We start from the raw sequence: 18,717 nt of genomic DNA, 5'->3' as shown, positions 1-18,717 counted from the left end.
CATGACGGGTCAAGATGACTGGCTGAACAAGCCGCCAGCGCCACAACCGGCGAACAATGATCGTACCCAGTTCATGCCGCGCCCCGGTGGCCGTGGCCCGCAACCAACTGCCGAAGCAGCGCCTGCTGCGCCCCTGCAGATGCCGGCGGCGCCGCTGCCGACCGGTCAGGCCCACGGTATGAACCCACTGGAGCAGGCCGCCGGGCCGCTACTGAGTATGCTGACACGCTTACGCAGCACCCTGGCGCACCCGGCACCGGCCAGCCTGCGCGCGCAGTTGCTGGGCTACCTGCGCCAGTTCGAACAACACGCCGAAGCCGCCGGGGTGCCGCGCAACGATGTGCTGCTGGCGCGCTACGCGCTGTGCACCGCGCTCGATGAAGCGGTGCTGAGCACACCGTGGGGCAGCACCAGCGAGTGGGGCAAGCAGAGCCTTTTGATCACCGTGCACAACGAGGCCTGGGGCGGCGAAAAGGTGTTCCAGCTGCTCGAACACTGCCTGCAGAGCCCGCGCGAACGCCTCGACCTGCTGGAGCTGCTCTACCTGTGCACCAGCCTCGGTTTCGAAGGCCGCTACCGGGTCATGCACGATGGCCGCAGCCAGCTGGAGGCGCTGCGCGAGCGCACCGCCGCGACCCTGCACAGCGTCCGTGGTGAGCGTGAACACGAGCTGTCGCCGCACTGGCGTGGCGTCAGCGTGGCGCCGGACCGGCTGTCGCGGCTGTTGCCGCCCTGGGTCGGCCTGGCCGTGGCGCTGGCCGTGCTGCTGCTGTTGCTGCTGGTGCTGCGGATGAAGCTCACCGCCGATGCCGAGCCGGTGTTCCGGCAGATTCACGCCTTGGGCGAAATCCCGGTGCAGAGCATCGAGCCGGCGCGGGTCCAGCCGCGCGTTGTCGAACGGCCGCGCCTGGCTACCTTCCTTGCCGACGATATCCGCGCCAACCGCGTGGCGGTGGAAGACGGCGTCGACCGCTCGCTGGTGACCATCCGTGGCGACGAGCTGTTCAGCTCCGGCAGCGCCAGCATCCGCGACGACTTCCAGCCGTTGCTGCTGCGCATCGCCGAGGCCGTTGGCCAGGTCAAGGGCCAGGTGCGCATCACCGGCCATAGCGACAATCAGCCGATCGCCACGCTGCGCTTCCCGTCCAACTGGGCGCTGTCGCGCGCCCGCGCCGAGGAAGTGCTGCAGATACTTGCGGCACGTACCGGCCAGCCCCGGCGCTTCAGCGCCGAGGGTCTGAGCGACACCGAGCCGCTGGCGTCCAACGCCACGGCGCAAGGCCGGGCGAAGAATCGCCGGGTCGAGATCACCGTGCTGGCGGAGGGTGTGGAGTGAAGGCGCTGTTCGGATTCATCACCCGCTGGGTCATCCCGCTGCTCGGGCTGATCGCCCTGAGCCTGATCATCTGGTTCATCGGCCCGCTGCTCGACGCCCTGCAACCGGCCTGGATCCGCTGGACGCTGATCATCCTGCTGTTCTCGCTGTGGCTCGGCTGGCGTTTGTTCTGCCTGCTGCGCGAGCGCCAGCAGGAGCGCAAGGTGCTCGACAGCCTGGCCGCCGAGACCGCACCGGACCCGGCCAGCGTGGCCACCGCCGAGGAACTGGCGACCCTGCGCGAGCGCATGGACGAGGCCCTCGCGCTGCTGAAGAAGGCGCGCCTGGGCGGCGCCGAGCGGCGCAACCTGTATCAGCTGCCGTGGTACGTGATCATCGGCCCGCCCGGCTCGGGCAAGACCACCGCGCTGGTCAACTCCGGGCTCAACTTCCCCCTCGCCGCACAGCTCGGCGCCGGGGCCGTGCGCGGCGTGGGCGGCACGCGCAACTGCGACTGGTGGTTCACCGATGAAGCGGTGCTGCTCGATACCGCCGGCCGCTACACCACCCAGGACAGCCATGCCCAGGTGGACAAGGCGGCCTGGCTGGGCTTCCTCGACCTGCTCAAGAACCAGCGCACGCGCCGGCCGATCGACGGTGCCTTCGTCGCCATCAGCCTGGCCGACCTGCTGCAGAGCAGCGACAGCGAGCGCGCCGCCCATGTGGCGGCAATCCGCGCACGGGTGCAGGAGCTGTACAGCCAGCTCGGCGTGCGCTTCCCGGTCTACGTGATGCTGACCAAGTGCGACCTGGTGCCGGGCTTCATGGAGTTCTTCGATGACCTCGGTCGCGAGGAGCGCGAGCAGGTATGGGGCTTTACCTTCGCCCTCGATGACGGCAAGAGCGCTGGCGGCCCGCTGGAGAGCTTCGACAGCGAGTTCGCCGCCCTCGAACAGCGCCTCAACCAGCGTCTGGTCGAGCGCCTGCAGCAGGAGCGCGACCCGGCACGTCGCGATCTGATCTACGGTTTCCCGCAGCAGTTCGCGGCGATCAAACAGCTGCTCGGCGAATTCCTCAACGGCGTGTTCAAACCCAACGCCTATGAAGAACGTGCGCTACTGCGCGGCCTGTACTTCACCAGCGGTACCCAGGAAGGCAGTCCCATCGACCGCCTGATCGGCGCCATGGCGCAGAGCATGAACCTCGACCGCCAGCACCTGGCGCGGCAGAGCGGCAGCGGCCGCAGTTACTTCCTGCAACGTCTGTTCAGCCAGGTGGCCTTCGCCGAGCGCGGCCTGGTCGGCGTCGACCAGAAGGTCGAGCGCCGCCGCCGCTGGATCGCCATCGGTGCAATGGCCGCCAGCGTGGCGCTGGTCGTGGTGGTAAGCACGCTGTGGCTGCTCAGCTACAACGCCAACCGCGACTACATCGCCCAGGTCGGCGCGCGCACCGCGCCGCTGGAGGAGCAGGTACGCAGCCTCAGCCCGGCGCAGCGCGACGTGCTGGCGGTACTGCCGCTGCTCGATGCCGTACGCAACCTGGCTGGCGACGCGCCGGACTGGGCCGAGGGCTTCGGCCTGTATCAGGGCGACATGCTCGAAGAGCAGGCCGCCAGCGTCTACCGCCGGCTGCTGGTGGCCACCTTCGCCCCGCGTCTGGTCAGCCGGGTGGAAGAGCAGCTGCGCACAGGTGGAGGCAGTGACTACCTCTACGAAGGCCTCAAGGCCTACCTGATGTTCGGCGGCGGCGAGCACTACGATGCCGAGTTCATCAAGGCATGGGTCAGCCTGGACTGGGATCAGAGCCTGCCGCGCGACCTCGCCGGCGAGCAGCGCCAGGCCCTCGACGGCCACCTGCAGGCGCTGTTCGAGCGGCGCCCGCCGGATGCACGTCTGGATCAGCGCCTGATCGACGAACTGCGCATGCAGCTGCAGCGCCTGCCACTGGCGCAGCGCGTGTATGACCGGGTCAAGCGGCAGAAGCTGCCAGCCGGAGTCAGCGATTTTCGTCTCAGCGAAGCCGCCGGGCGCGATGCCGCGCTGGTGTTCACACGCAAGAGCGGCAAGGCCCTGAGCGATCCCTTGAGTGGCCTCTTCACCCGCCGTGGCTACCGCGAGGCGTTTCTGCGTGCCAGTGTCGGCCAGGCCGGTGTAGTCGCCGAGGAACAATGGGTACTCGGCCGCCAGCTCGACAGCACTCAGGATGCCGTGAGCCTGGCCGCCGACGTACGCCAGCTGTACCTGCGCGACTACGTGCAGCAGTGGGATGCGCTGCTCGCCGATCTCGACTTCGTGCCGATCACCAGCGTGGCGCAGGCCGCCGATGTGCTGCGGGTACTCTCCGGGCCGGCGTCGCCACTCAAGCAGTTGCTGGTTGCCGTGGCGCAGGAGACCGACCTGCAGCAGGCGCCGGCCAGCGAAGGTGAGGCCAAGGCCGGCGACGAGGGCGTCGATCAGCTCAAGCAGAAACTCGGCTCGCTACTCGGCCAGACCCCAGCCGGCAACGCCGTGGCGGCGGTGGCAGAACGCGATCCGGTGAGCGCGCACTTCGCCGAGCTCAACAGCCTGGTCAGCCAGGACCCGTCGACACCGATGGCCATCGACAGCCTGCTGGCCGACCTCAACGAGCTCTATGTGCAGCTCAGCGGCATGGTCGGTGCCAGTGGCGACGCCCTGCTCGGCGAGGCCAAGAACCAGGCCGCCGCGGCAGCCGCACGGGTCAAACTGGCCGCTGCGCGCCAGCCGGCCCTGGTCCAGAACCTGCTCGGCTCGGTGGTCAACGCCAGCACCAATAGCATGATGGGCGGTGTGCGCAATCAGCTCAACGCGGCCTGGCAGAGCGATGTGGTCAGCGTCTGGCGGCAGTCGCTAAGCGGCCGTTATCCGCTGGTGGCGGGCAGCCCGCGCGATGCCACACTGGACGACTTCGGCCAGTTCTTCGGCGTTGGCGGGGTGATGGACAGCTACTTCCGCAAGTACCTGCAGCCTTATGTCGACACCTCGGCGCGCAACTGGCGCTGGCAGCCAGGGGCGGCACAGAAGCTGGGTATCTCCGCTGGCGTGCTGCAGACCTTCCAGCGCGCCGCGCTGATCCGTGACCAATACTTCCGCAGCGGCGGCCTGCAACCGAGCGTGCGCTTCGAGCTCAAGCCGGTGAGCATGGATGCCACCATCAGCCAGTCGCAGCTGGACCTCGACGGCCAGCTGATCAGCTTCGATCACGGCCCCAGCCGGCCGGTGTCAGTGCAGTGGCCCAACCCCGGCAGCATCGGCGTAGTGCGCCTGAGCGTGTCGCCACCGGTGGAAGGCGGGCGCTCGGCGCTGACCCTGGAAGGGCCCTGGGCCTGGTTCCGCCTGCTCGATCAGGCCGAACTGGTCGGCGGCGCCTCGCCGGACCGCTTCAACCTGCGGGTGCGCCTGGATCGCTCCAGCGTGGCCTACGAGCTGCGCGCCAGCAGCGCCTTCAACCCGTTCAAGGGCCGCGCCGCTGCCGGTTTCAGCCTGCCGGAGCGACTCTGATGACGGTTGGCTTCTACGGCAAGATCGCCTGCCGCGGCGACTTCATCGAACGCAACCTGGCGGGCGACTTCCTGCGTAGCTGGGACGCCTGGCTGGCGGCCGGGCTGCAGAGCAGCCAGCAGCAGCTCGGCAGCCGCTGGCTGGACGCCTATCTGACCAGCCCGCTGTGGCGCTTCGCCCTGGCGCCGGGCGTGTGCGGCGCGGCGGCGATGGCCGGGGTGCTGATGCCGAGCATCGACCGGGTCGGCCGTTACTTCCCGCTGACGGTGGCCTACCGCCTCGGGACTGACCAGCCGCTGCAGGCCCTGCAGGCGGACGAGGCGTGGTTCGAACAGATCGAGGAACTGCTGCTGAGCACCCTCGAAGACGGCGCCCGCCTGGAAAGCTTCGAGGCCGGCGTGCAGGCACTCGCGCCGCTGCCACCGGCCAGCATGCCCGCCGCCACACACAACCACGGCCTGCAGCACTGGCCGGTGCTCGATGCCCCGGGGCGCCTGGCGGCACTCGCCGCCCAGGCCTGCGACGGCGCCAGCCTGTGGTGGGGCCGTGGTTCACAACATATCGCGGCGGGGCTGCGGCGTTGCCGCGGCCTGCCGCCAGGCGAGTCCTTCGCGGCTTATCTGTTGGGGCCGGAGGGGGCCACCCGATGACTGTTCTGCATTATCACTCGGCGGCCCACAGTCATGTCGGCCTGGTGCGCCAGATCAACGAAGATGCCTACCTCGAACGCCCCGAGGCCGGCCTGTGGCTGGTGGCCGACGGCATGGGCGGGCATGCGGCGGGCGATTACGTCAGCAGCCTGATCGTCGACAGCCTGCGCCATCTGCCGGCCGACGACAGCCTGGAAAACGCCGCAGCAGCCCTGCACCAGAGCCTGGCCCAGGTCAACGCCGCCGTCCGCGAGCAGGCCAGCCTGCGCGGCGTGAGCATGATGGGCAGCACCCTGGTACTGCTGCTGGTGCGTGGCAACCGCGGCCTGTGCCTGTGGGCCGGCGACAGCCGCCTGTACCGCCAGCGCGACGGCGAGCTGCAGGCCATCTCGCGCGACCACAGCTACGTGCAGGAGCTGCAGGACAGCGGCCTGATCAGCGAGGCCGAGGCCCGCGTACATCCGCGCGGCAATATCGTCACCCGCGCCGTCGGCGTGCAGGAGCAGCTGGAACTGGCCAGCGTCGCGCTGGATATCCGCGCCGGCGATACCTGGCTGCTGTGCAGCGACGGCCTCACCCGCACCGCCGAGGATCACGAGATCCGCGATGTGCTGACCCACAGCGACCCCTACCAGATGGTGCGCAGCCTGGTGCACCTGGGCCTGACCCGCGGCGCGCCCGACAACATCACTGCCATCGTCATCAAGGCGAGCGAGCCTGCGTCATGAACCTGAACGTTCCCGGATTCGACATCGAAGGGGTGATTGGCGAAGGCGCCATGGCCACCGTCTACCTGGCCCTGCAGCGCTCGCTGGAGCGCAAGGTGGCGCTGAAGATCATGGCCCCGGCGCTGGCCGCCGACGCCTCGTTCTGCGAGCGCTTCCTGCGCGAGGGCAAGACCCTGGCGCGCCTGGCGCACCCGCATATCGTCACCGTGCACGACATCGGGCACGTCGACGGCCAGTACTACATGGCCATGGAGTACCTGCCCAACGGCACCCTGCGCGAGCGCATCGCCGCCGGCCTGAGCCCCGAGCAGGGCTTGCAGTACATTCGCCAGATCGCCGCGGCACTGGGTTACGCGCACAGCCAGGGACTGATCCACCGCGACGTCAAACCGGCCAATATTCTCTTCCGCGGCGACGGCACCGCAGTGCTCTCGGACTTCGGCATCGCCAAGTCGCTGGACGACCGCACCCAGTTCACCCAGGCCGGCTTCGCCGTCGGCACGCCCAATTACATGAGCCCGGAGCAGGCCCGTGGCCTGGAGATCGACGGCCGCGCCGATCTCTACGCACTGGGCGTGGTGCTCTATGAAATCCTCGTCGGCGAGCTGCCGTACATGGGCACCGATGCATTGTCCACGGCGCTGGCCCATCTGACCCAGCCCCTGCCGGAATTGCCGATGCAGCACGGCCGTTACCAGGCGCTGCTGCAGCGCCTGCTGGCCAAGGAGCCGAACGATCGCTTCAGCAACGCAGCGGAGCTGGTGGCCGCTCTGGATGCACAAGCACATTCGGATCAGGACGCCACGCTGGTCCGTCCAATGCCTGTCTCGCAAGCCGCACTGGGCGCACCGTCGGCTGCCGAGCTAGGTGACCTGCAGCCGGTGTCGATCGAAATTCCGCGCACGCCACCAACGCCCAGGTCGGCTCCGCCGTCAGCGCCTGCGTCCGTTGATAACGCTGCCCCAGCGCGCCCGGCCACTGCCGGCAAAGGTCCACGCGTGGCACTGCTGGCGTTGGCGGTGGCCGCCGCACTGGGCCTCGGCGGCGGCGCCTACTGGTGGATGGCGCAGCCGGCAGCGGTGGTTGCCGCAGATAATCAGTCAGCCACCACGCCGACCGCCAGCGTCAGTCAGACGCAGCAGGCCGATACCGGCGAAGCCGGCGAGCACCCATTGCTGATGCCGGGCAAGCAGACCCTCTACCAGCGCATCCTGGCCAAACCCGGGGCGCAGCTGCTGGATGCCCCGGGCGCAGCTCAGGGTGAAGCGCTGCCGGCCTTCTCGGTGCTCTATGTATATGCCCGGCACCAGCAGTACGGCCAAGACTGGCTGCAGGTCGGCGCCGCCAGCGATGGCCGCGTGCAGGGCTGGGTCGCCGCCGAACAGGCCGCCGACTGGAAGCAGAGCCTGGTGCTGAAATTCACCGAACGCTCCGGTCGCGCGCCGGTGCAGTTCATGCAGCAGGCCAGCGACGTCGAGCGCCTGATCGATCACGTCAGCCTCGCCCGAGAGCAGCTGCTGCAGGCGCAGAACCAGCCCGAACAGGTGCCGCAGGTGGTGGCGCTGGAGCCGACCGCCAGTGCGGTACCGGCGGATCAGTTCTACCTGATGCCGATCTTCGACTTCCGCGAGACCTTCGACAGCGAAGGCCAGCCGGTGCAGCTGCTCAATGTCGCCTCGATCGACCCGGGCAGCGCGGCGCCGCAGGGCGGCAGCACAGCGCCGGCCGCCGCTGGCGCGGACGGCTTCCGCACCGGCATCGTGCTGGTGGTCGACACCTCGGTGTCGATGCAGCCCTACATCGACCGCGTGCGCCAGGTGGTCAGCGAACTGCAGGGGCAGCTACAGGCACGCGGCGAGCTGGACAACGTCAGCTTCGGCCTGGTCGGCTACCGCAACAGTACCGAGCGCACGCCGGGCCTTCAGTACCTGAGCAAGACCCTGGTCAGCCTGCAGGACGGCAGCGATCCACAGCGCTTCCTGCGCGCCGCCGAACAGGTGCAGGCCACCCGGGTGTCGAGCCATTCGTTCAACGAGGATGCCTTCGCCGGGGTCATGCAGGCCGTCGAGGGCATGGACTGGTCGGGTTATGGCGGGCGCCTGATCCTGCTGGTCAGCGATGCCGGCGCGCTGCGCAAGAACGACCCCTACAGCAGCACCCGGATGAACGAGGCCGAAGTGCGCCAGGCGGCGCTGAGCAAGCAGATCAAGATCTTCGCCCTGCACCTGCGCACCGCCGCCGGCCAGGCCAATCACGGCGCCGCCGAGCAGCAGTACCGGGTGCTCACCGCCGACAGCAACCCGCAGATCGGCGACCTCTACGTGTCGGTGCCGGGCGGCGATGTCGGCACCTTCGGCGAGCGCGTGCGCCAGATCGGCTCGACCTTCGCCGAACTGGCGCAGCAGGTGCGCGCGCAACAGGCACCGCTGACCCCGCAACTGGCTGGCAGCGCCAGCCTGGCGGCCAAGTCGCAGGCCATCGGCTATGCCATGCACATGGATTTCCTCGGCCGCCGCAGCGCCAGCCAGGCGCCACAACTGGTCAGCGCCTGGACCGCCGACCGCGACCTGAGCAACCCGAGCCTGCCGACCCTGCAGGTGTGCGTGATGCTGACCAAGCTGCAGCTCAACGACCTGCAGCAGTCGCTCAAGCTGATCGTCGACTCGGCGCGCAAGACCAGGACCTCGCCGGTCGATTTCTTCAGCGAGATCGCCAGCGCCAGCGCCTACATGAGCCGCGACCCCGCGGCCCTGCGCCAGGGCGCCAACCTGGCGCAGAGCGGGGTGCTCGGCGAGTACCTCGACGGCCTGCCTTACCGCAGCAAGGCGCTGAGCATGACTCAGGACCTGTGGCTGTCGCTGTCGGTGGCCGAACAGGAGGACTTCATCGACGAGCTGGAGTCGAAGATCCGCCTCTACGAAACCTTCCACAACGACATGGCCAACTGGGTGCGCTTCGGCAATGCCGAGCCGGGCGACGCCCTGTACCGTGTGCCGCTGTCGACGCTGCCGTGATGATGCGTCTGCAGCAGGTGCACAAAGCCCGCGGCCAGGGCGCCCAGCGCTTCAGCCTGGTCATCGACCAGCTGCAGCTGGACGCCGGCGCGCGGGTGGCACTGGTCGGTCCCAGCGGCTGCGGCAAGAGCACCCTGCTGGATCTGCTGGCGCTGGTGCTGGCGCCGGACAGCGCCGAGGCCTTCAGCCTGGCGCCGAACGGCGTGTCCAGTGATGTCGCCAGCCTGTGGCAACAGCGCCGCCTGGAGCAACTGGCGCGCCTGCGCAGCCGCCATCTGGGTTACGTGCTGCAAACCGGCGGGCTGCTCGGCTTCCTCGACGTGCGCGGCAACATCAGCCTGCCACGGCAGTTGCTCGGCCTCGCGGACGGCGGCCAGGTGCAGCGCCTGGCGCAGGCGCTGGACGTGCAGGAGCAGCTGGACAAATACCCGGCCGAGCTATCCATCGGCCAGCGCCAGCGGGTCAGCTGCGCCCGCGCGCTGGTGCATGGCCCGCAACTGCTGCTGGCCGACGAGCCGACCGCCGCACTCGACCCGCTCAATGCCGAGCGGGTCATGCAGCTGCTGCTCGGCCAGGCCGAAGCGCTCGGCGCCACCTGCGTGGTCGCCACCCATGACGAAGGGCTGGCGCGGCGCGCCGGCCTGAGCATCCTGCGCCTGCACTGCCGGCGTGATGCCGACGGCGGTGTCAGCGCCAGCCTGGAGCAGGCCGCCTGATGCGCCCGCTGCTGATCGCCGGCCTGGCCTGGCAGGACTATCGCCGCGAAGCGCGCCTGTCGGCGTGCAGCGTGCTGGCGCTGGTGGCGGTGATCGCGCCGCTGCTGGTGCTGTTCGGCCTCAAGCACGGCCTGGTCGGCAGCCTGACCGAGCGCCTGCGCAGCGACGCGGCGGTACGCGAAATCATCCCGCTGGGCGGGGCGCGGCTGCAGGCTGATTTTATCGAGGCGCTGAGCCAGCGCGCCGATGTCGCCTTCGCTATCCCGCGCACCCGGCAGATTGCCGCGACCAGCGAACTGCAGGCCGGCTCGCGGCGAGTAGGCGTGGAAATGCTACCCACCGCTGCCGGCGATCCGCTGCTCGACAATCTGCCGGTGCCGCAGACGCTGCAGCAGGTGGTGCTCAGCCACAGTGCCGCAGAAAAGCTTGGCGTCCGCGCCGGCAGCGAACTGCAGGCGCGCTTCGGCCGCCAGCGCGCAGGCGTTCTGCAGTGGCAGCAGAGCACCGTGCAGGTGCTGGCGGTGCTGCCGCTGGCGGCCTTCGAACGCGACGCGCTGTTGGCCCCGGCGGCGCTGCTGGAGGCGGTCGAGGATTACCGCGACGGTCTGGCGGTGGAGGCCCTCGGCTGGCCGGGCGCAACGGCCAGCCCGGCGCCACGTATCTACCCGGGCTTTCGTCTGTACGCGCGCACGCTGGACGACGTCGAGCCGCTGCGCCAGTACTTCGCCGCACAACAGCTGCAGGTGGTCACCCAGGCGGCGCAGATCGCTCAGGTGCAGGCGCTGAGCCGCAACCTCGATCTGCTGTTCTGGCTGATCTGCGCCCTGGCCCTGGGCGGCGCCGTGGCCGCCAGCAGCGCCGCAGCGCTGGCGGCGGTGGAGCGCAAGCAGCGCGAGCTGGCGGTGCTGCGCCTGCTCGGCCTAGGCAGCGCCGCGCTGCTGCTGTTCCTGATCGCTCAGGCGCTGTACAGCGGCCTGTTCGCCAGCCTGCTGGCGGCGCTGCTGTACCGCCTGGCCGAGAGCGGCCTCAACCATCTTTTCGTGCAGGTGCCGGGCGAATACGCCAGTCGCCTGCTGCCCGTGCATTACCTGATCGCCCTCGGCACCGTGCTGCTGGCCAGTGCCTGCGCCGCCGCGCTGGGCGGCTGGCGGGTGGCGCGGATCGACGCTTCTCAAGGAATTCGTGATGTCTGACCGTCGCCTCGCTCCCTCTGCGCTGCTGCTCGGCACGCTGGCCCTGGCCGCCTGCTCGCCGGGCGATGAACCACCGGCAAAAGCCAAGCCAGCAGCCGCCAGCAGCGCTGCCCCGGCAGCGGCTGCGGCGCCGGCGCGCGCGCTGGACCCGGAACAACTGGCCAAACTGGATAACCCCAAGCCGCTGCCAGGCGACATCAGCCTGCCGCTGCCCTGTGGCGGCGAGATGGTCTTCCGTCATGTCTACGTGCTGACCCAGGGCAGCCTGGATGACCGCGAGATCAGCCTGGGTTATCCGTTCAGCGAGGGCGAGGCGGGTTACAAGCAGTCGTTCATTTCCGGTTATCGCCGCGACTTCATCAATGGCCAATTCAGCCTGGCGGATCTGGCGCCGCAGTGGCAGAAACAGATAGCCGACCGCCTGCCGAAGATCGACGCTGGCAGCCCGCTGAAACCGATGATGTACTTCATCGGCAAGTACGAGGTCACCGCCCGCCAGTACGCACAGGTGATGGCCCAGGCACAATCGCTGGCCAGCGGAGAACCAGCACCGGCTTGCGCCCCCGTCACTGACATGAGTGGCCGCCTGCCCCAGGTCCGACTATCGCGCTTCGAGGCCGAGCGTTTCGCCGCGGTATACAGCGCCTGGCTGCTGGCCAACCACCGTGATCTGCTGCCAGTCAGCGGCAGAGGTAAGCAGGCGGAAGAGGGCGGCGCCGCATTCGTGCGCCTGCCCACCGAAGTGGAATGGGAGTTCGCCGCCCGCGGCGGCTCCGAGGTCAGCCGCCAGCAGTTGGAAGCGCGGCTCTTCCCGCGTCCGGTCGAAGGCAGCGACGATGACGGCCCGCTGGCCAAGTGGGCCGTGTTCAACCAGGTCGCCGGCGGCACCGGTCAGGCACCACGGCTTATGCCGATCGGCACCCGGCAGGCAAACCCGCTGGGGTTGTTCGACGTGATCGGCAACGCCGCCGAGATGGTCCAGGAGTCGTTCCAGCTGGTCAGCGCCGGCCGCCGCCAGGGCACCTACGGCGGTTTCGTGGTCAAGGGCGGCAACTACCTGGAAGGCGAGGGCACGCTGTTTACCGGCATGCGCCGCGAGTACCCGCTGTTCGGCACCGACGGCAGCGAGCAGCGCAACGAAACCACCGGTTTTCGCGTGGCCATCGGCGCGCTGTCGGCGCCCCGTTCGCGTTACGACGAGCTGTTCGCCCAGTGGCAGAAGCAGGGCCGCCTGGCCGGCCTGACCGATGACATCGCTGACGCCGATGATCCGACCCAGCGCCTCGACAGCATCATCGCCAGTGCCAGCGATCCGCGCTTGCAGGCCGAGCTGGGTCTGGTCAACGAAGAGCTCAAGCGCAATGTCTCGCTGATCGCCCGCCAGCGCGAAGAGGCCGCCGGCAACCTGATCCAGTCTGCCGCGCTGGTGGCGGAAACCATCAACAACTACAACATCCGCCTGACCAACCTGCGCCAGAGCCAGCGCGAGGCGCAGCAGAAGGGCGACAGCACGACCGCACAGATATTCGCCGCAGCCATCCGCAACGGCACCAGCGCCCTGAACGGTGCTGTTGCCATTTATATCGACAACATGGCCAGCGGCACCCGTTACACCAATGAGGTCATCCAGGTGCAGTTCCAGCGCATCAAGGAAGAGCTCGCGCGCAAACCAGTGATCGGCAACAGCCTGGTCAGCCGCGCCACCCTGTTCGTCAACCACGTCGACCTGTATCGCCGCCAACAGCGTGCCGATCCGGAGGACATTCTCAAGCAGTTGCTGGAGGCACGAACGGCCCGACAGCCGTGAGCAACTTCAGCGTCTGCCCAAGAAAAACGGGCGACTTCGGTCGACCCGCATTATTCCAACCCCAGCAGAGAGTCTAGCTATGCGCTTAACCAAATCGCACGACACCCAGCAATCCCGTAGCCGCGTCATGACACTCGCAGCCATCGGCTTCACCTCGATGGCCGTTCTGATCAGCGGTTGCTCCACTTCCGCGGTCAATAGCGTCGGCAAGAGCACCGAGGTCAACTACTACCCAAGCTGCTACCAGCCGGTACAGCACCTGCGTGACACCGACTCCAGCCTGACCCGCTCGGTAGCCACTGGCGCCGCGATCGGTGCGCTAGGCGGCGCCCTGACTGGCGCCCTGACCGCGGACAAGGAAGACCGCAAGCGCAATGCCGCCATCGGCGCTGCTGGCGGCGCGCTGGTCGGTGGTGCTGCGGCCTATTACACCACCAAGCAGCAACAGATCAGCGATGACAAACAGCGCATCGGCTCCTACTCCACCGATATCAGCACCAGTGCCGGTACCTTCGATCGCAGCATCGCCTACGCAGAAGCTTCGCAGAGCTGCTATCAGAAGGAATTCACCAACCTGTTGCAGCAGCGCAAGTCCGGCGCGGTCAACGAGACCGAAGGACGCAAGCGCCTGGCGGAAATCATTGCCGGCCTGAACGAGTCGAACAATCTGATCACCGCCGTCAACGGCAAGGCTGGCGAGAACCTGGACCACTACACCCAGGCCTACGAGGCTGACCTGAAGAACGTTGGTGTCGAGCGCACAGAAGTGGCAACCGCGGCCAAGGCTCCGGCCAAGAAGCCGGCCAAGGTACCGACCGAAGCGGTCAAGACCGAGCAAGTGCTGCAACAGGCCGAAGCCAAGCAGGCCAAGAGCCAGCAAGTGGCCACTGCCGGTACTTCGCAGATCAACAGCATGTGCAATAACCCGGATATGGGCGACTGGGCGCCGATCCCCTGCCCGAACGTCTGAGTCATCGCAGATGACTGTGTGATCGAAAGCTCCGCTGGTCCTCCCTCAGGGCAGGGCCGGCGGCTATCGTAATTTCGACCAAGGAGGGCCAATGTCCGACTACCTGATCGGGTTGAGAAATACCCCATCACAAATCATGGCGCGGCGTCGCATCGAAGCCATGATCGATCTACGCAAACTCTATACAGCCATCGACGCCGACCCGGCTATCTCCGGTGCAGGCGTGGTTTACATCGATTCCAGTTTCAACGTGGTGACCCTGCGCGAGTTCACCCCGATCTGCAGCATCAAACCCAAACGCATCATCATCCGCGAAGCACCGCGCAATATCTCGCCGCAACAGTTCGCTCAGAACGTACAGAGCAATCCCCGCGAATCCCGGTTGTTGGCCGAGAGCGTCAATACCAGCCTGGCCTGTGCGGGCGCGGTGCTGGGTTGGATCGCGATTATCGGCGGTAGCGCCATCATTCCCTTCACCGGTGGTGCGAGCCTGGTGATTACCAGTCTTGGCGTGGCGGCTGCGTCGGCGAGCTCCCTGCAGTGTGTTGCAGGTGCAGCAAGGGTCTATACCGAGATCAATAACCCGGAGGCGCTGGACAAGCTCGACAGCGAAGAGTGGTACCAGAACACCTCGAAGGCTCTGGATATCATTTCCCTGGGTGGAGTGGCGGGAAGCGGTGCGACCATTCTGCGCGTCATGAACATGCGTAAAGCCATGACAGGACGTAGTTGGTATCAGAGCCTCAAAGGACTCAGCCGACAGGAACGCCGACGTCTGACCAACGAGATTCTCGAAAACCGTAACCCCGCACTCACGCCCGCGATGCGTAAGGCACTGCAACGCGGTGGCGAGTTGCCCAAACGTATGGCGACCAGTGAAATTTCTTCGGCACTGGCCGTCAATATCAAGGACGCCTTGGGCGCCGGAATCGGTCTGCTTGGCAGCAGCACCGTGCAGACCTATGCCATCGGCCTCTATGAGGAGCTGGACGAGTGAAGCAGGGGCCGGATTTTCTGACGATACTGCGCCGACACTTTCTGATTTTTATCGGTGCCTTTTACCTGGCGTTGTTTGCCCTGGCTGTGAGCATGATTCTGTTGCTCGAGGTCTATCCACCTGCCCCGGACGAATACGGTATCTACATGATGTCAGCCAGCGCAGGGATAGCTGTCTACCTGTGCGCTGCCAACTTTCTGATCGTACGCGGCCGCCCCTGGGCGGTGTGGGTGATCGTCGCAGGCATGGCGGCGTGCATGCTGGTGGTGCTCACTCACTGGGGCCGCCGAGCGGCCGATCTGATGTATGTCATCGGCCTGCTGCTGCCACTGGTGACGCTGCTGACGCTCAACAGCAAGCGTTACCGCGCCATGCTCGACGCCATGGTGGAGGTACGTAGCCAGCGCGCAGCGTGGCGCGAACGACATAGGAAAACACGCAAACGTTAGGGTAGGCGTAACTCCAATTCCCCAATAATCAGAACTGGGACTAGCGGTGGCAGCACCACAGCCTGCTCAGGCTTTGGCAGCTCAGCCAGTAGCCGTCACTCATCGCGTTGAAACCCGATTCTGTTTGACGCAGGCAGCGCGTTATTTGAGCCGCTCAGCAGCCTTGCGATAGGCCTGCTCGCGATCACGCCGATCCACCGCGACGACAAACACCACCACCTCATGCTCGATCACCTGATAGACCAAGCGATAACCACTGCTGCGCAGCTTGATCTTGTAACAATCGGGTAGTGAGTGAAGTCGATTCGCCTCAACGCGCGGATTGACCAGCACCTCCGCGAGCTTTTTCTTGAGCTGCTCGCGGATGGTATCCCCCAGCTTGTGCCACTCCTTAAGTGCTCGTGCATCGAATTCGAGGCTATAGGTCATCCAGCGAGACCTTCACGCGCTGCGGAGCAGCAAGGCGTTCACGCACAGTGGCGATCAGGGCCTCATCTTCCTCGGTCATAAGTACCGGACGGAAGGGCAGCTGACCGCGTTCGGCTACGTATTGCAGAGCTTGGCGCATCAGCTCAGAAGGGGTGACACCAAGCTTTTCCAGTTCCCGGTATGCGCGGGCTTTCAGCTCGTCGTCGATGCGGATATTGATCGAAGCCATGGTAGCGGCCTCCATGTAAAGACATTCGTCGTTACGATGGCATCCTTACGGTTATTTGGCAACCGCTCGCTCACAATTGACGAGCGTGGGCTGAGCCTCCTGCCACCGCGCTGCTCAGGAGTTTATTAACAATCCTGTTAAGAAAATCTCGATCCACTCTGCCGGCTAAATTTGACCCAGGGCAGGGATCCGGCAGGACGCAACCAGGCAGATAGACTGCCCCTGTGCGAGGGGTCAACAAGCCCCGCTGATGAGCCTATTTGACCCTGTTCAGTTACTTCGACTTCGCTGGTGGGTAGTTACCGCGACCACTCCGATTTGTTCTCCGTGGTACTGGGCAGATTTGGGACGACTGGTTCTGGCGTCTGGCTGGTAGGGCTTTCGGCTGCTTACCTGATCGCCACCGCGAGCGAGAAGACTGAATTTATCAAGCGGCTGGAATTGGAAGGCGACCTAGAGATCCGAGGAGCAGAATAATAGGTCTGCGCGTAATAGGAAGTTCTGTTTAATCCACCCCCTCACCTGACCCCATGCCGGTGACCGCTCGACCGATGGCGGTATCCGGCCTGCGGCCCTGCGCTATACCGGAACCCTGGGGACTGGTTTGACGCGAGGGTAGGGGGCCATGAAAAGAGCCATCGAGCAGGAGACGTTGCAGGCGCTGGTCGAGACTGGGACAGCGCCTCGGGGTGAAATGGCTGCCCGTGCGCTCCCGGCGTGAACCGGTACGGCTATGGCGCTCGCTGACGGCGGTGGGGCGGTTTTGCAAAGGGCTGGGGATCAAGGTGCTGACGGTGGAGCTATAAGGGCACGGTGACCTCGGCCTGCTGCCGGTAATCCTGATAGCTATCCAGGACTTGCTCGTACAGGGCTTTGCGAACTTTCGTGCAAGCCGGATGAAAGGCGTTGATGAATGGCACGCCGTGGAGCAGATGAACCCGGTAGGAAGCCTTCTCCAGCTCAGGAAACACGTGCTCCTTGATGATGTCGTATGTCCCGCCCATCACCACAACATCTGGAGTAATTGAAAGAATCTGCTCGCGCAAAAACGCGCCGTGAGCCTCGGCAAATGCCCGAACTTCAGCGGTAGCGCGACGTCCACCAGTTGTTTTTTTAAGGTTAATAAAGGCCGACGCAAGCAGGGCGGATTTTCGGTTACGGTGTGCTTCCTTGAACCCACAAATACTTTCGCCACAGCGCTGCAAACCATAGGCCCAGCGACCGATGTTATGGAATGTCGGCCTGCACCAGAGCTTACTCTTGGGCTTTTCCACAATGGCCTTGCGAATCAGTTCAGCAATATTTGAACCGTCATAGCCGTTCGCTTCCTTCAGGATAAACAGCACCTTGACCCGGCTCTGGTGCCAACTCTCAGGCGAGATAATGCCATCCACAATGTAGATCGCGTCGGCATGTGTCTTGAGAACTGCATACCTGAAGCTGTTGTGGTTAAAGCCATCCTGCGGGTAGCCACTCCTTCTGGGTTCTACCTCCAGATCTCCGTGCATCAATCATCCGTCTCATTAACATGTCCAACAAACGAGAGGGTACCAACCCTACTCACTCCTCCTGATCGTCTGAAGGTGCTAGCTGCTGCCAATCATCAGCAATCTCTTTCCAGTTAACATCCCGCTCCACATTGACTCGGTTCCCTGCCTCATCAACGCGACTTCCAGACCATACGGCCCAGAAGTCTGGATCATCTGACTTAGGCCGCTGACCATCAGGTAAAGAATTCATCTGAACTAATACAGGTAATTCTGAAGCCCAGCCCAGCAGAATGGCATGACGTGAAGGTAGGGAAGGGAGATCACGTAATAGACCTCGCAGATTGTCTGGTACTAGCTTGTGCACCAACTCCTGGTCGCGGTCGTTACTAATGCGATGTAACAAGTAGCTGTTGCACTGTGAAAGCACTGTTTGCGAAAGCTCACTTGGCCGCTGGGAGGAAAGCACCAGCCCGAGGCCAAATTTACGACCTTCACGGGCAATTTTCTCGAACACCTGACAACAAATGGCGGCAGAGCTTTGGTTCTCTGCATCGTCTTTGTAGCGCTTGATGAAAGTATGCGCTTCCTCCATAACCAGCACGGAGGGGAGCGTCTTGCCGTGGTTCAGCTTGCGATAGCGCTGCAAGGCTTCCAGCGTCATGCGAGCGATAACAGCAGTGATGATATGCACCACCTCCGCTGGTACTAAAGACAGGTCGATAACTGTCACTGAACCGTTCGAGGCCTGGTTGTCTCCGATGTAGTTTTCCAACCAGCTGGCCAGGGTCACGCCCTGAGTATCACCGGTAACGGTTTTCATACGACTATCCGAAAGGATCGTCCGGATACGCATCAACATCGTCTCGACATACTCCGAGACATTCAATAACTCCGCATTAGCCTCCACGCTGCGTAACAGTTGATCACCTGTGAACTCACGAGGAACGTCTGCATCAATTGGCAAGATATCGGTATCGCTACCACCAAATGCCGCATGGGCTGTTCTAGCTAGTGCTAAAAACTCGTCAATTTCGCCACGGGTGAAATCAAAGGTCGGATACGGCCCACTACGAGCTTGGGAAAACTCGGAAATTTTATCTGTGAACGCACCCAGTGCCTGCCTTTCACCAAGGCTGAACGAGTCATCGTTATCTAGGCCGTCCTGCCATTTCTTTATCTTCTCGAAGAAGTTCTTTGGATGCGGAAACTTAG

Annotated in this window: 15 protein-coding genes and 1 pseudogene; 12 read left to right on the top strand and 4 right to left on the bottom strand. The window is 65.1% G+C overall.

Features of this window, described 5'->3' with window-relative positions:
- Position 1 precedes the first annotated feature (1 nt).
- From ACJRW5_RS15540 to ACJRW5_RS15490, 11 genes are all read left to right on the top strand, one after another.
- Complete coding sequence (locus ACJRW5_RS15540) at positions 2–1,336, top strand: DotU family type VI secretion system protein (RefSeq protein ID WP_484571403.1); 1,335 nt, start codon at positions 2–4, stop codon at positions 1,334–1,336.
- On the top strand, positions 1,333–4,833 hold the full coding sequence (gene tssM, locus ACJRW5_RS15535; RefSeq protein ID WP_484571402.1) for a type VI secretion system membrane subunit TssM: 3,501 nt from the start codon (positions 1,333–1,335) through the stop codon (positions 4,831–4,833). The genes ACJRW5_RS15540 and tssM overlap by 4 nt, the downstream gene beginning before the upstream one ends.
- Entirely contained in the window at positions 4,830–5,483 is a 654-nt protein-coding gene (gene tagF, locus ACJRW5_RS15530) for a type VI secretion system-associated protein TagF (protein WP_484571618.1), read from the top strand. Before tssM ends, tagF begins: the two co-directional genes overlap by 4 nt.
- Entirely contained in the window at positions 5,480–6,211 is a 732-nt protein-coding gene (locus ACJRW5_RS15525) for a PP2C family protein-serine/threonine phosphatase (protein ID WP_484571401.1), read from the top strand. The genes tagF and ACJRW5_RS15525 overlap by 4 nt, the downstream gene beginning before the upstream one ends.
- Positions 6,208–9,225, top strand: coding sequence for a protein kinase domain-containing protein (locus ACJRW5_RS15520; RefSeq protein WP_484571400.1), 3,018 nt, complete (start codon positions 6,208–6,210; stop codon positions 9,223–9,225). Before ACJRW5_RS15525 ends, ACJRW5_RS15520 begins: the two co-directional genes overlap by 4 nt.
- Entirely contained in the window at positions 9,225–9,941 is a 717-nt protein-coding gene (locus ACJRW5_RS15515; RefSeq protein ID WP_484571617.1) for an ABC transporter ATP-binding protein, read from the top strand. Before ACJRW5_RS15520 ends, ACJRW5_RS15515 begins: the two co-directional genes overlap by 1 nt.
- Complete coding sequence (locus ACJRW5_RS15510) at positions 9,941–11,134, top strand: ABC transporter permease (protein WP_484571399.1); 1,194 nt, start codon at positions 9,941–9,943, stop codon at positions 11,132–11,134. Before ACJRW5_RS15515 ends, ACJRW5_RS15510 begins: the two co-directional genes overlap by 1 nt.
- Entirely contained in the window at positions 11,127–12,941 is a 1,815-nt protein-coding gene (locus tag ACJRW5_RS15505) for a formylglycine-generating enzyme family protein (RefSeq protein ID WP_484571398.1), read from the top strand. Before ACJRW5_RS15510 ends, ACJRW5_RS15505 begins: the two co-directional genes overlap by 8 nt.
- A 79-nt stretch (positions 12,942–13,020) precedes the next feature.
- Positions 13,021–13,911 (top strand): type VI secretion system-associated lipoprotein TagQ, encoded by an 891-nt coding sequence (gene tagQ / locus ACJRW5_RS15500; RefSeq protein ID WP_484571397.1) that lies wholly within the window; start codon positions 13,021–13,023, stop codon positions 13,909–13,911.
- 91 nt (positions 13,912–14,002) lie between these two features.
- Entirely contained in the window at positions 14,003–14,908 is a 906-nt protein-coding gene (ssp4, locus tag ACJRW5_RS15495) for an Ssp4 family T6SS effector (protein WP_484571396.1), read from the top strand.
- Positions 14,905–15,357, top strand: a complete 453-nt coding sequence (locus ACJRW5_RS15490; RefSeq protein WP_484571395.1) for a hypothetical protein — start codon at positions 14,905–14,907, stop codon at positions 15,355–15,357. Before ssp4 ends, ACJRW5_RS15490 begins: the two co-directional genes overlap by 4 nt.
- Before the next feature lie 141 nt (positions 15,358–15,498).
- On the opposite strand, the gene ACJRW5_RS15485 is transcribed toward ACJRW5_RS15490, so the two are convergent.
- Together ACJRW5_RS15485 and ACJRW5_RS15480 are read right to left on the bottom strand one after the other, a co-directional pair.
- Positions 15,499–15,786, bottom strand: a complete 288-nt coding sequence (locus ACJRW5_RS15485; protein ID WP_484571394.1) for a type II toxin-antitoxin system RelE family toxin — start codon at positions 15,784–15,786, stop codon at positions 15,499–15,501.
- Positions 15,776–16,015: a type II toxin-antitoxin system RelB/DinJ family antitoxin gene (locus ACJRW5_RS15480; RefSeq protein ID WP_484571393.1), complete on the bottom strand. Its 240-nt coding sequence runs from the start codon at positions 16,013–16,015 to the stop codon at positions 15,776–15,778. The genes ACJRW5_RS15485 and ACJRW5_RS15480 overlap by 11 nt, the downstream gene beginning before the upstream one ends.
- Positions 16,016–16,640: 625 nt before the next feature.
- Between ACJRW5_RS15480 and ACJRW5_RS15475 the strand changes: the two are divergent.
- A pseudogene (locus ACJRW5_RS15475) lies at positions 16,641–16,821 on the top strand (hypothetical protein).
- On the opposite strand, the gene ACJRW5_RS15470 reads toward ACJRW5_RS15475, so the two are convergent.
- Both ACJRW5_RS15470 and ACJRW5_RS15465 read right to left on the bottom strand, forming a co-directional pair.
- Complete coding sequence (locus tag ACJRW5_RS15470; RefSeq protein WP_484571392.1) at positions 16,816–17,523, bottom strand: hypothetical protein; 708 nt, start codon at positions 17,521–17,523, stop codon at positions 16,816–16,818. The pseudogene ACJRW5_RS15475 and the gene ACJRW5_RS15470 sit on opposite strands and share 6 nt — an antisense overlap.
- Positions 17,524–17,575: 52 nt before the next feature.
- The coding region (locus tag ACJRW5_RS15465; RefSeq protein ID WP_484571391.1) for an ATP-binding protein at positions 17,576–18,717 on the bottom strand (1,142 nt) is incomplete at its 5' end.

Source organism: Pseudomonas pichavaramensis, from assembly GCF_050473265.1.
GTDB lineage: Bacteria > Pseudomonadota > Gammaproteobacteria > Pseudomonadales > Pseudomonadaceae > Aquipseudomonas.
Note: the sequence above shows the minus strand (reverse complement) of the source record. Positions and strands in the feature narration are given on the sequence as shown.